General features: G+C 71.8%; 9 protein-coding genes. 6 read left to right on the top strand and 3 right to left on the bottom strand.

Features of this window, described 5'->3' with window-relative positions:
• Positions 1-132 precede the first annotated feature (132 nt).
• Both EV386_RS13190 and EV386_RS13185 read left to right on the top strand, forming a co-directional pair.
• On the top strand, positions 133-1,044 hold the full coding sequence (locus tag EV386_RS13190; RefSeq protein ID WP_130415682.1) for a dihydrodipicolinate synthase family protein: 912 nt from the start codon (positions 133-135) through the stop codon (positions 1,042-1,044).
• On the top strand, positions 1,041-3,020 hold the full coding sequence (locus EV386_RS13185) for a YjhG/YagF family D-xylonate dehydratase (RefSeq protein ID WP_130415680.1): 1,980 nt from the start codon (positions 1,041-1,043) through the stop codon (positions 3,018-3,020). The genes EV386_RS13190 and EV386_RS13185 overlap by 4 nt, the downstream gene beginning before the upstream one ends.
• Before the next feature lie 51 nt (positions 3,021-3,071).
• Here EV386_RS13185 and EV386_RS13180 read toward each other — a convergent pair whose 3' ends face one another.
• The 3 genes from EV386_RS13180 to EV386_RS13170 all read right to left on the bottom strand — a co-directional run bounded on the left by EV386_RS13180 (position 3,072) and on the right by EV386_RS13170 (position 5,238).
• Positions 3,072-3,599, bottom strand: a complete 528-nt coding sequence (locus EV386_RS13180; RefSeq protein WP_130415678.1) for a flavin reductase family protein — start codon at positions 3,597-3,599, stop codon at positions 3,072-3,074.
• Positions 3,596-4,186 (bottom strand): NADPH-dependent FMN reductase, encoded by a 591-nt coding sequence (locus EV386_RS13175; protein ID WP_130415676.1) that lies wholly within the window; start codon positions 4,184-4,186, stop codon positions 3,596-3,598. Before EV386_RS13175 ends, EV386_RS13180 begins: the two co-directional genes overlap by 4 nt.
• A 230-nt stretch (positions 4,187-4,416) precedes the next feature.
• Positions 4,417-5,238, bottom strand: coding sequence for a formate/nitrite transporter family protein (locus EV386_RS13170; protein WP_242607959.1), 822 nt, complete (start codon positions 5,236-5,238; stop codon positions 4,417-4,419).
• A gap of 216 nt (positions 5,239-5,454) precedes the next feature.
• On the opposite strand from EV386_RS13170, the gene EV386_RS13165 reads away from it, so the two are divergent.
• The 4 genes from EV386_RS13165 to EV386_RS13150 all read left to right on the top strand — a co-directional run bounded on the left by EV386_RS13165 (position 5,455) and on the right by EV386_RS13150 (position 12,747).
• Complete coding sequence (locus EV386_RS13165) at positions 5,455-6,945, top strand: RNB domain-containing ribonuclease (RefSeq protein WP_130415674.1); 1,491 nt, start codon at positions 5,455-5,457, stop codon at positions 6,943-6,945.
• A gap of 19 nt (positions 6,946-6,964) precedes the next feature.
• Entirely contained in the window at positions 6,965-7,336 is a 372-nt protein-coding gene (locus EV386_RS13160) for a sterol carrier family protein (protein WP_130415672.1), read from the top strand.
• Positions 7,337-7,531: 195 nt separating this feature from the next.
• Positions 7,532-12,316 (top strand): ExeM/NucH family extracellular endonuclease, encoded by a 4,785-nt coding sequence (locus EV386_RS13155; RefSeq protein ID WP_130416930.1) that lies wholly within the window; start codon positions 7,532-7,534, stop codon positions 12,314-12,316.
• Between the two features lie 101 nt (positions 12,317-12,417).
• Positions 12,418-12,747, top strand: coding sequence for a hypothetical protein (locus EV386_RS13150; RefSeq protein WP_130415670.1), 330 nt, complete (start codon positions 12,418-12,420; stop codon positions 12,745-12,747).
• The last annotated feature ends 1 nt before the right edge of the window (position 12,748 follow it).

Raw genomic sequence — 12,748 nt, 5'->3', positions numbered from 1 at the left:
ACCTGCTCCGTGCCGAGGTGCGGCGCGGCGTGATCACGACGCGAGCTCCTCGTCACTCCAGGTTCGCCTAACTCGCACTCACCACTCAGTCCCGTAGTAACGGTCCCCGAGGACCGACGGAGGAGCGTCCCAATGCACCGCGTGGAAACAGCACAATTCCTCACGCCGACCATCACGGCCTTCGACGCCGGCGGTGAGATCGACGTCGCGGCCAACAAGGCCGTGATCGATCACTGCGTACAGGGGGGCGTCGACGGTCTGGTCGTCCTCGGCAGCACCGGCGAGTTCGCCTCGATGACGGCAGAGGCCAAGGCGCAGCTAATAGACTTGGCGACCGACCATGTCGCAGGGCGGGTCGAGTTGATCGTTGGTACGGCGTGCATGCGCCTTGACGAGACGGTCGAGCTATCAAACTACGCACTCGCCGCGGGCGCGGACGCCGTGATGGTGGTTGGTCCCTGGTACTTCGCGATTGAAGAAGCGGCTGTCGAGGCGTACTTCGACAAGGTCGCCGAGGCGATCGACGGCGACCTGTACCTCTACAACTATCCAGCGCGCACCGGGTACACGATTTCCCCGGGCGTGACGGCCCGCCTCGCTGCACGGCATGACAACGTGGTGGGCTACAAGGACACGGTCTCGGATGTCGGCCACACGCGCGCCATAATCACGACGGTGCTGCCCCGCTCCCCAGGCTTCCGCGTCTTCGCCGGGTTCGACGAGAACCTTGCCCACGTCGTCGCCTCTGGCGGCGCTGGCGCGGTCGGCGGACTCTCGAACATCTACCCGGAGGTTTGCGCCGCCTATGCCGCGGCGGTTCGCGCCGGAGAAGCGGCCCGCATCGCCGAGACGCAACGCGTCGTCGATCGCCTCATGGCCCTGTACTCCTTCGGTTCGCCGTTCGTCCCGATCCTCAAGGAGGCCATGGTGCAGCGCGGCGTGGCCATGGAGACGCACTCCGCGGCGCCTCTGCTTCAGGCGAGTAGTGCCCAGGCCGCGCAGATCGCCGGTGTTCTCGCCGATGTGGAGGAGATGGTCCGATGATGTACGACGCTCTACTCGACTCAGACGAGTCAATCTACTCGATCCGGTCAAACGCGCCGGGCCCGCAGGGACGACTGCCCCTCAGCCAGCAGATGCTTCGGGATCGGCCGTCCGGCGACATCTTCGGCCTCACCCAGTCTGCCGGAATGGGCTGGGACACCGCCAACATGCTTGGCCCGCAGGTCATGATCGTCTCGACCATGGGTGGGGTACGCAACCCCGACGGCTCACCTGTCGCACTGGGGCTGCACTCAGGTCATTTCGAACTGGAGACGCAGGTCCGGGCTGCCGCCGAGCAAGTTGCCAAGCTCGGCGGCATGCCGTTCGCCACGTTTGTCTCTGATCAGTGCGACGGCCGCTCGCAGGGCACGGAGGGCATGTTCGACTCGCTGCCGTACCGAAACGACGGCTCGCAGACCATGCGTCGCCTCATCCGCTCCCTTCCTCGTCGCCGTGCCATCCTCGGTGTAGCCACGTGTGACAAAGGGCTGCCTGCAACAATGATGGCACTCGCCTCACAACGCGAGTATCCGACGGTGCTGATTCCCGGAGGCTCCACCCTGCCGCCCACCGAGGGTGAGGACCTCGCGGCAATTCAGTCAATCGGCGCCCGCTTCTCCAACAACGAACTCACTCTCGATGATGCGGCGACCCTCGGATGTCGGGCCTGCGCCTCGCCAGGTGGTGGTTGCCACTTCATGGGCACGGCTGCGACCAGCCAGGTCGTAGCCGAGGCGCTCGGCCTCGCGCTGCCGCACACGGCGCTCGCCCCGTCCGGTGAGCCGGTGTGGGTCGACGGCGCACGGGCCGCCGCCCGTGCGGTGCTCGCGATGCATGCGCGCGGTCTGACGACGTCGGACATCCTCACGGACAAGTCGGTCGAGAACGCCATGGTGGTGCATGCCGCCGTTGGCGGGTCGACAAACCTGCTGCTTCATGTTCCGGCGATCGCTCATCAGGCAGGGCTGCGTCGTCCAACGGTCGAGGATTGGCAGCGGGTCAACGCGCGAGTACCGCGCATCGTTTCGGTGCTGCCCAACGGGCCTGTCATGCACCCCACCGCGCACATGTTCCTCGCGGGAGGTGTCCCCGAAGTAATGCTGCGCTTGCGTGACTTTGGGGTGCTGCACCTCGACGCGCTCACCGCCACGGGCGACCCTCTCGGTGACGTTCTGGAGTGGTGGGAGACTTCGGAGCGCCGGATCCGCTTCCAGGAGACGCTCCGTGCGCAGGAGGGCAAGGTGGCTGAGGACATCGTCATGTCACCGAAGACGGCAGCTTCCCGCGGTCTCACCTCAACCGTGACGTTCCCGACCGGGAACATCGCTCCGGAGGGCTCCGTCGTGAAGTCCACCGCCATCGACCCGTCCCGAATCGGCGCCGACGGCGTGTTCCTTCACAACGGCCCCGCGCGCGTGTTCACGGCCGAAGCCGACGCCATCGCCGCGATCAAGACCCAGTCCGTCAAGCCTGGCGACATCATGGTCATCCTCGGCGGGGGGCCTCGCGGCACCGGAATGGAGGAGACCTTCCAGGTGACCAACGCGCTCAAGTACGTCAGCTACGGCAAGCAGATCTCCCTGATCACGGATGCACGGTTCTCCGGAGTCTCGACGGGAGCCTGCATCGGTCACGTCGGCCCCGAGGCACTTGCTGGCGGTCCGATCTCCAAACTGCGGGACGGTGACTTGATCGAGATCCGGATCGACACCCGCAGTCTCGTCGGTTCCATCGACTTCCTCGGCGGCTCGGACGCTCCGGTGACCGCTGATGAGGGGGCCGCGATCCTCGCTGCCCGCAACCCGCACCCCCAGATGCGTCCGCACCCGTTGCTGCCCGACGACACTCGTCTGTGGGCGGCGCTGCAGGCCGTCTCGGGCGGGATGTGGGGTGGGTCGGTGTATGACGTCGACCGCATCGTCGAGGTGCTCGACGCGGGATCCCGAGCCCTCAAGGGTGCCGCGACCACACAGTGACCAAACCACACCCGACCGATGGGTGGGGTGGCAGGCTCTGCGGGACCCAGATTAGGGGCGCAGGCGGTAGTACGCGCGGTCACGGTAGACGAGCGGGGAGGCGTCCGACGTCCCCGACTCAAGCGCCCGCAGCGAGACCAAGTAGCTGTCGCCGACCGGCGTGCGCTGGACGATGCGGGCGCGCACCCACGACACGGCGTGGTCGATGACTGGCTCGCCCGTCGGCAGGGCGGTCCAGCCGCCCGCGGCGAAGCGGTCGATGCCGCTGGTCGCGAAGCGGGCCGAGACGTCGTCCTGGTCGTCGGCGAGGAACGAGACGGCGAGCGTGCGCGCCTGTGAGACCGCGGGCCATGACGACGAGGACGACGCGAGCGAGAACGCCAGCAGGGGCGGGTCGGCCGACACCGAGATGACGGAGGTCGCGGTGAAGCCGACCGGACGCCCCTCGTGCTCCAGCGCGACGACGGCGACGCCCGCCGGGTGCCGACGGAAGACGTCCTTGAACGCACCCGGGGTCAGTTGCGGCTCGTCCTGTTCGGCGAGCAGCAGTTCGAGTGGGGCCAGGTCCTCGGCGGTCATCGCGCGACCTCCACGAGCGGGCGGGAGGCGCCCGGCTCGGGCGTGCCGAGCGTTCGGGCGAGGGCGGACAGGTGACGGGTGACCCACGCATCGGTGACGGCGTCGAGGTCGGCGAGCTGCGCCTCGGTCACCGCGAAGGTGCGCGTCGGCACGATGGCCCCCAACTCCACGAGCACGGGCCGCAGGTGCGCCTCACCGGCGAGCGCATGCGCGGGGTTGCCCGAGACGACGACGGGCACGACGACGACGCCGGCCAGCCCGTCGGGCCCGTACAGGTCGAGGAAGGCCTTGAGCAGGCCGGTGTAGGAGGCCTTGTAGACGGGCGTGGCCACGACGGCCAGCGGCGCCGAGGCCAGGCGGCGCAAGGCGGCGTCGGCCGCGGGGCGCTCGGCCGCGAACAGCTCGTGCGCGAGGTCGGACAACTCGATGACGTCGATCGCCACGTCGTCGGCGCCGACGGCGCCGATATCCAGGCGCGCCGTCAGGCGTGCGGCGAGGGTCTGCGCCACCGCGAGGGTGCGGGAAGCGGCGCGGGGGTTTCCGGAGACGATCACGACCGGGGTCGTGAGAGGCGAGAGCGATGGCATCGTGGGCTCCTCGGTCGCACGCTCGCCGCGCGGCGACTCGCCCGTGGGGGCGGCCGGCGGCCAGGTCAGACCCCGGAGCGAACGACCGTGGGATCGCTGCGCGCCCCGGGAGTGGGGCCGCGTCGCTCGGGCTCGTGACCTGGGGTCAGTTCAGGGCCTGAGCGGGGGAACGTCCACTGAGGAGGGAGAACGTCTCACCATCCGAAACCGGCACGCTGCCGGACGGCGGCTCAGTGGCGCACGCGCGGGGCGACCTCGCGCCGCCTCCAAGGCATCGACCCGTGGTGGGCGAGCCACAGACCGGCCCCGGTGAGGGTCGCGGCGCCCACGAGGTTGCCGAGGATCACGGGGATCTCGTTCCACAGCCACCAGTCGGCGAACGTGATGTCGGCGCCCATGAGCATCGCCGCGGGGATGACGAACAGGTTGACCACCGAGTGCTCCCACTGGAGCCCGAAGAACAGGGTGATGGGCAGCCAGATGGCGGCGATCTTGCCGCCCGTGGTGCGCGAGGTCATGCCCATGACGGCGCCGAGCGACACCAGCCAGTTGCACAGCACCGCGCGCAGGAACACCAGGCTCAGGCCGGCGCCGACGCCCAGCGCCTGGTAGCCGTGGGTCTTGTGCTCGGCCAGGCCGCGGATCCACACGGCGACGGGCGCATCGAGGTCGTGGCCCATCTCGGTGATGGTCGCCCAGGCGACGAACGCGAAGATGCCGCAGCCGATGATGTGGCCCAACAGCGCCCAGCCGATGGCCCGAAAGACGTCGACGCCGCGGGCCTGGCCCCGCCACCACGCGAGCGGCACGAGCCCCATGGTCGAGGTCACGAGCTCCAGCCCGAGCAGGATGACGATGACCAGCGCCATCGGGAACACGAGGGCGCCGGTGAAGTTGACGCCGGTCTGCGTCGCGACCGTCCCGGCCAGCAGGGTCACGGCCCCGAACACGAACGAGGCGAGGATCGCCTGGACCATGATCTTGCGAGCGGGTCGGGCCGCCTTGTAGGCCCCGGTGGTGACCATCTCATCGACGACGGCGGTCGGCGACACAGTGCTGTGGGTGGTCAGGACTTCGGACACGACGGCCTCTGGCTTCTCGGGCGTGGCGCAATGGCGGGGATGGGGCGGGGACAGGTCGAGCGATGTGGTCTGACCATGCTAACGCGACGACTCTGGGGCGGGCGAGCGCGGCACTCGGCGCACCCCGGGGCTGGGACTTCGCCGCGTCGCCGCGCCGTCGTGGCTGCCCGGCCCTAGTGTCGAGGCGTGCCCACGCGTCACCTCAGCCTCGCCTCCACTACGTCCGCCGAGGTGCGGGCCGCGCTCGCAGCGTTGCGAGCCGAGATCGGCCTGCCCGCCATGTTCACCCCCGATGTCATCGACGAAGCCCGGGCCGCGGCCCAGCGCGACATCACGCGCGACCGGCAGGATCGCCGTGACGTCGACTTCGTCACCATCGACCCGCCCGGCTCGATGGACCTCGATCAGGCCGTGCACGTCGCCTCCTCGGGCGACGGGTACATCGTGCGCTACGCCATCGCCGACGTCGCGGCGTTCGTCACTCCCGGCAGCGCGCTCGACCGTGAGGTCAACCGCCGCGGCACCACGGTCTACGGTCCCGACACGCGCACGCCGCTGCACCCGCCAGTGCTGTCCGAGGGCGCGGCGAGCCTGCTGCCGTCGCAGGACCGCCCGGCCGTGCTGTGGACCATCGGCCTCGACCCGCACGGCGAGATCACCTCGGCGAGCGTCGCGCGCGCCCTGGTGCGCTCGCGCGCCCGCCTCACCTACGGCGAGGCGCAGTCCGCGCTCGACGACGGCACCGCTCCCGAGTCGCTCCAGCTCCTCGCCGACGTCGGCCGCCTGCGTCAGGCGCGTGAGCGCGACCGCGGCGGCGTCTCGCTCGACGTGCCGGAGCAGGAGGTCGCGCAACGTCGCGACGGGTCGTTCGGGCTGACCTTCCGCCGCACACTGCCCGTCGAGGGCTGGAACGCGCAGATCTCGCTGCTCGCGGGCATCGCCGCGGCCCGCATGATGCGCGAGGTCGGCGTCGGCGTCTTTCGCACGCTGCCGCCCGCGGACCCGCGCGACCTCGCGCGGCTGCACCGCACCGCCGACGCGCTCGGCATCGACTGGCCGTATGACCTGCCGTACCCCGATCTGCTGACCCGCCTCGAGTCGCGTCGCCCGGCGCACGCCGCGTTCCTCAACGAGGCCACCACGCTGTTCCGCGGCGCCGGCTACCTCGCGTTCGGCGTCCCGGGCCCGGACGGCGTGCCGGTGCGCCTGCCCGACGCCGGCTCACCCGCGGTCGACGGCGTCTCGCGCCACGCGGCGATCGCGTCCGAGTACGCGCACGTCACCGCGCCGCTGCGCCGCCTGGTCGACCGCTACGGCGCCGAGGTGTGCCTGGCCCACTCGGCGGGTCGGGACGTGCCGCGCTGGGTCGTCGACGCGTTGCCGCGCCTGCCGCAGACGATGGCCGCGACCGGCCGCGTCGCCTCGTCCTTCGCGCGCTCGTGCGTCGACATCGTCGAGGCGGCGCTGCTCGGCCCGCGTGTGGGCCAGCGGTTCGACGCCGTCGTGGTCGACGTCGTGGAGCGCGAGGGCCGCCCCGCGACGCGTGGCGAGGTGGTGTTGCGCGACCCGGCCGTGCGGGCGCGGGTCGACGGCGAGAACCTGCCGCTGGGTGAGCGTGCGCGCGTGACGCTGACCGAGGCGTCGATCCCGGACCGACGGGTCCGGTTCACGCTGTAGCGCCGCGTAGGGTCGCGTCATGCCCCCACGCCGCCGCACCGACCCGGCCGCAGGCCGCGCTGCCGTCGGCGCCTGGCTGCGCGGCGAGGCCGCGAGGCGAGAGACGACGACGGCGGTGCGCTTCACGCTGGAGGAGCTCGCCGACGTCGCGCCCGGGAACGCCGTCGAGGTGCGCGTGCCTCCGGCCGGCGCCGTCCAGGCGGTGCCCGGGCCGCGGCACACGCGCGGCACCCCGCCCAACGTCGTGGAGACCGACGTCGAGACGTGGCTGGGCCTCGTCACGGGCCGAGTGACCTGGGACGACGCCGTCGCCGACGGCCGCGTGCGGGCGTCGGGGGAGCGCGCGGACCTGTCGGGGCTGCTCCCGTTGCAGGCGGCCCGGGACCGCTGAGCCTCGGGCACGCCGGGGGGCCGACGTGCCAGGCTCCGCCCTGGCCGCTACGGTTCCCCTCGCAGTGTGAGCCCGGTCACCCTGTCGACGTTGTTCTGTGGACGCCGGCCCGTGACGTGGTGGTTACCGCGAGTTCACCTGCGCCTGATTGCGTGACTCCGCTACCAGCGCATCCATCAAGGAGCCAGTGTGACCATCACGTCCCCGGCAGGACGACGACGCAGGGGCGGCCTCGCCGCGCTGCTGTCCGCGTCGATCGCCTTCCCCACCACCCTGGCGCTCGCGGCGCCCGCCGCCGCAAGCGTCTCCCCCCAGTCGCCCGTCGTCATCGACGAGGTCTACGGCGGCGGCGGCAACAGCGGCGCCCCGCTCAACCAGGACTTCATCGAGCTGTGGAACACGACCGACCAACCCGTCACCCTGGACGGCTGGTCCATCCAGTACGCCTCGTCGGGCGGCACGTGGGCGAACGGCGCCCAGACCAACCTGACCGGCACCATCCCCGCGCACGGCTCCTTCCTGGTGGGCGAGGCGCTCGGCGCCAATACCGCGCTGCCCGCGCTGCCCGCGGCCGACGTGACCGGCACGATCGCGATGTCCGGCACGGGCGCGAAGGTCGCGCTCGTGCAGGGCACGACCCGCATCAACTGCGCCGGGGCCGCGTGCGCGGCGCTGCCCGACGTCGTCGACCTGGTCGGCTGGGGCAGCGGCGTCAACGCCTGGGCGGGCGCCACCGCCGCGCCGGCGACCAGCAACGCCACCTCGATCGCGCGCACGGGCCACGCCAACACGGGCGTCAACGGCGCCGACTTCGTGGCGGGCGCGCCGACGCCGTCGAACAGCGGCGACAGCGGGACGGACCCCACGGACCCCACGGACCCGACCGACCCGACCGACCCGACGGACCCCACGCCGGGTCAGGACACCCACACGATCGCCCAGATCCAGGGCGCGGGGGACGCCTCGCCGCTCGTGGGCCAGACGGTCACCACCTCGGGTGTGATCACGGCCGCCTACCCGACCGGTGGGCTCGACGGCTACGTCGTCCAGACCCCCGGCACGGGCGGGGCGATCGACCTGGCGACGCACACGGCCTCCGACGCGCTCTTCGTCTACTCGCCCTCGACCGTCCGCGCCGTCCAGATCGGCCAGACCGTCCAGGTCACGGGCACCGTGAGCGAATACCACGGGCTCACCGAGCTCTCGGTCGACAGCGCCCAGAGCCTCACGGTCCTGCCCGACGCCGCCCCCGTCACCCCGGCGAGCGTCGACTGGCCGGCCGCCGGCCCCCAGCGCGAGTCGCTCGAGTCGATGCTCTACGCGCCGGGCCAGTTCACGGTCTCGAACACCTACACGGCCAACCAGTACTCGGAGGTCGGGCTCGCCGCGGGCGACACGCCGCTCCTGCAGCCGACCGACGTCGCCCGACCGGGCACGCCCGAGGCCGCCGCGGTCGAGGCCGACAACGCCGCCCGCGGCGTCGTGCTCGACGACGGCGCCACGACCAACTTCCTGTCGTCGGCCAACAGCGGCCTCACGCCGCCGTACGTCTCGCTGACCGAGCCGGTGCGCGTGGGCGCGGCGGTCACGTTCACCGAGCCGGTCATCGTCGACTACCGCAACGACGTGTGGAAGCTCGACCCGACGCGCCAGGTCACGGCCGACGGCGCCAAGCCGGTCGCCTTCGAGAACACCCGCACCACGGCCCCGCAGAACGTCGGCGGGGACCTCAAGGTCGGCACGTTCAACGTGCTCAACTACTTCACCACGCTGGGCGCGGACTTCGGCGGCTGCTCGTACTACGCCGACCGCACGGGCGCCCCGATCGCCGTCAACTCCTGCCCGGGCAACGGCCCGCGCGGGGCGTGGGACGCGGCGAGCCTCCAGCGCCAGCAGGACAAGATCGTCGCGGCCATCAACGCGCTCGACGCCGACGTCGTCGGCCTGCTGGAGATCGAGAACTCGGCCGCGCTGGGCGAGCCGCACGACGAGGCGCTGGCCACGCTGGTCGACGCCCTCAACGCCGCCGCGGGCGGCCAGGTGTGGGCCTTCGTGCCGTCGTCGGCGGACCTGCCCCCGGCGTCCGACATGGACGTCATCACCAACGCGCTCATCTACAAGCCGGCCTCCGTCGAGCGTGTGGGCGACTCGCGCGCGCTGGGCGACCAGTCGGCCGTGGGCCAGGCGTTCGACAACGCGCGCGAGCCGATCGGCCAGGAGTTCGCCCCCGTGGGCGGCGGCGACCCGCTGTTCGTCGTCGTCAACCACCTCAAGTCGAAGGGCTCGGCGGGCCCGTGGCCGGGCGACGCCGACACGGGCGACGGCCAGGGCGCCTCGACCGAGTCGCGTGTGCGTCAGGCCACCGCGCTGCGCGACTGGCTCGCCACGGTGACCGACCCGGACGAGTCGGTCGCGCTCATCGGCGACTTCAACTCCTACACGCAGGAGGACCCGCTGCAGGTGCTCTACGCGGCGGGCTACACCGACGCCGCCTCGCACCTGGCGACCAACCAGTGGTCGTACTCCTTCTCGGGCCTGTCGGGGTCGCTCGACCACGTGCTGCTCAACGGCCCCGCCCTGGCGCGCGCGCAGGGCGCGGACGTCTGGGAGATCAACGCCGAGGAGTCCGTCGCGCTGCAGTACAGCCGGTACAACTACCACGGCACGCTGTTCTACGCGCCCGACGTGTACGCGTCCTCCGACCACGACCCCGTCATCGTGGGCCTGGCCAAGGGTGAGGGCGACGCGAACGGCCCGATCGACCTGGACATCGTCAACCTCAACGACTTCCACGGCCGGATCGACGCCAACACCGTCAACGTCGCGGGCACGGTCGAGCAGCTGCGCGCCCAGAACCCGGACGGCACGGTCTTCGTCTCGGCGGGCGACAACATCGGCGCCTCGCTGTTCGCCTCGGCGCTGCAGCAGGACACCCCGACGCTCGACGTGCTCAACGCTCTGGGCCTGTCGGTCAGCGCGGTCGGCAACCACGAGTTCGACCAGGGCTTCGCTGACCTGACCGGCCGCGTGGCCGACACCGCGGACTTCCCCTACCTCGGCGCCAACGTCTACACCAAGGGCACGACGACGCCCGCGCTGCCCGAGTACGACGTCGAGGACGTCGCGGGCGTGGAGGTCGGCTTCGTCGGCGTCGTGACGCAGGAGACCCCGACGCTGGTCACGCCCGCGGGCGTGGCCGGACTCGACTTCGGCGACCCGGTCGAGGCGCTCAACCGCGTCACGGCCCAGCTCAAGGACGGCGACCCCGCCAACGGCGAGGCCGACGTCGTCATCGCGCTCGTGCACGACGGCGCCTCGGCGGGCACGCCCGACGGCGCGACGCTCGAGCAAGAGGTGGCGGCGGGTGGGCCGTTCGCACACGTGGTCACCGACACCGACCCGCGCGTGGCGGCCATCCTCACGGGCCACACCCACAAGCAGTACGCGTGGGACGCGCCCATCACGGGCACCGACCGCACGCGCCCGATCATCCAGACGGGCAACTACGGCGAGTTCGTGGGCCACACGTCGCTGACGATCGACCCCGAGACGTTCGAGGTCACCGACTACACGGTCGAGAACGTCGCCCGCACGACGACACCGGCCGACGAGCTGGTGGCGGCCTACCCGCGCGTCGCGCAGGTCAAGACCATCGTCGACGCGGCGCTCGCCCAGGCCGACGTGATCGGCTCGCAGCCGGTGGGCAAGGTCACGGCCGACATCACGACCGCGTTCGCGGGCGGCGCGGTCTCGGACGGCGTCTGGACGGGCGGCACGCGTGACGACCGCGCCTCGGAGTCCACGCTCGGCAACCTGGTCGGCAACGCGCTGCGCGACTCGCTCGCCTCGCCCGAGCGCGGCGGCGCCCAGATCGGCGTCGTCAACCCGGGTGGCCTGCGCGCCGACCTGCAGGTCGGTGAGGACGGCGTCATCACCTACGCCGAGGCCAACGCGGTGCTGCCGTTCGTCAACAACCTCTGGACGCTGACGCTCACCGGCGCCCAGCTCACGCAGGTCCTGGAGCAGCAGTGGCAGACCAACCCGGACGGCACGCGACCCTCGCGCCCGTACCTGGCCCTCGGCCTGTCCGACAACGTCACCTGGGTGGCCCGCACGGCCGACCCCAACGCGACCCCCGGTGACAACGTGCTGGCGGTCTACGTCAACGGCACGCTGGTCAAGCCCACCGACACGTTCCGGGTGGCCACGTTCAACTTCCTGGGCACGGGCGGCGACAACTTCCGCGCGTTCACGCAGGCGACCGACGTGCGCGACTCGGGCCTGGTCGACCGGGACGCCTGGATCGACTACATCCAGGCGAACTCGCCGCTGACGCCGTCCTTCGCCCGCACCCGGACCGTGGTGGGCGAGCTGCCCGCGACGGTCGCCGCGGGCGCGACGGCCTCGGCGTCGCTCAGCGGGCTCGACCTCACCTCGCTGGGCTCGCCGGTCAACACGGCGGCCGCGGTCTCGCTCGTGCCGGCCGACGACACCTCGGCCGAGGGCGTCGACCTGGGCGAGGCGCCCGTGACCGCGGGCGGCGCCGACGTCGCGGTCACGATCCCGGCGGACACCGCCGCCGGCGAGTACGCGCTCAAGGTGGTGTCCGCGCCGTCGGGCACGACGACGCTGCTGCCGCTGACCGTCGAGGCCGCGGCGCCGCAGTACCCGGCGTTCTCGCCGAGCGCCGTCTACACGGGCGGCGAGCGGGTGACCTACCAGGGTGCCGTCTACCAGGCGCAGTGGTGGACCCAGGGCGCGGCGCCCGACGCCTCGCCGTGGGGCTCGTGGATGGAGGTCGGGGCCGAGGTGCAGACCTCGCAGGGCACGGTCCTGGAGTGGACCGACTCGTGGGTCTACACGGGCAACGAGACGGTGGCGCACGACGGCCACCTGTGGCGGGCCCAGTGGTGGACGCGCAACCAGGAGCCGGGGGCCACGCCGTTCGGCCCCTGGGTCGACCTGGGCGCCATCGCCTGACGTCGAGGCCTGACGTGTCAGACCGAGGCCGGGTCCCTCCCACGGAGGGGCCCGGCCTCGGGCGTGACAGGGCCGGGCCCGCGCGCCGATACCCTGGCCTGGTGAGCACCACCCCCGAACCGGACATCCCCGAGGCCGACGACGTCGAGGTCCGCGCCGTCATCGACCCCGCGCACGTGCGCCGCGCGCCGCGCTACAAGGGGTTCTTCGTCGTCGGTGTCGTCGCCGGGCTCGTGCTGGGCCTGGCGGTCGGGCTGTACATGCTCGCGACATTCGACCCGGCGCGCGACCAGGCGCTCAGCAAGCCCGGCGTGTGGCTCACCGTGACGGTGATGGGCGCCACCGCGCTGACCACGCTGATCGCCGGACTGGCGGCGAGCGTCGTCGACCGCCGGAGCATCCGACGGCGGGACGCCAAGCGCTCCGTGTGAT

It is taken from the genome of Xylanimonas ulmi (assembly GCF_004216535.1).
GTDB lineage: Bacteria > Actinomycetota > Actinomycetes > Actinomycetales > Cellulomonadaceae > Xylanimonas > Xylanimonas ulmi.
Note: the sequence above shows the minus strand (reverse complement) of the source record. Positions and strands in the feature narration are given on the sequence as shown.

Coding starts and splice junctions, on each gene's coding strand:
- EV386_RS13180 (WP_130415678.1), bottom strand. CDS start 3,599: ATGACCGCCGAGGACCTGGCCCCACTCGAACTGCTGCTCGCCGAACAG.
- EV386_RS13185 (WP_130415680.1), top strand. CDS start 1,041: ATGATGTACGACGCTCTACTCGACTCAGACGAGTCAATCTACTCGATC.
- EV386_RS13190 (WP_130415682.1), top strand. CDS start 133: ATGCACCGCGTGGAAACAGCACAATTCCTCACGCCGACCATCACGGCC.
- EV386_RS13175 (WP_130415676.1), bottom strand. CDS start 4,186: ATGCCATCGCTCTCGCCTCTCACGACCCCGGTCGTGATCGTCTCCGGA.
- EV386_RS13160 (WP_130415672.1), top strand. CDS start 6,965: ATGCCCCCACGCCGCCGCACCGACCCGGCCGCAGGCCGCGCTGCCGTC.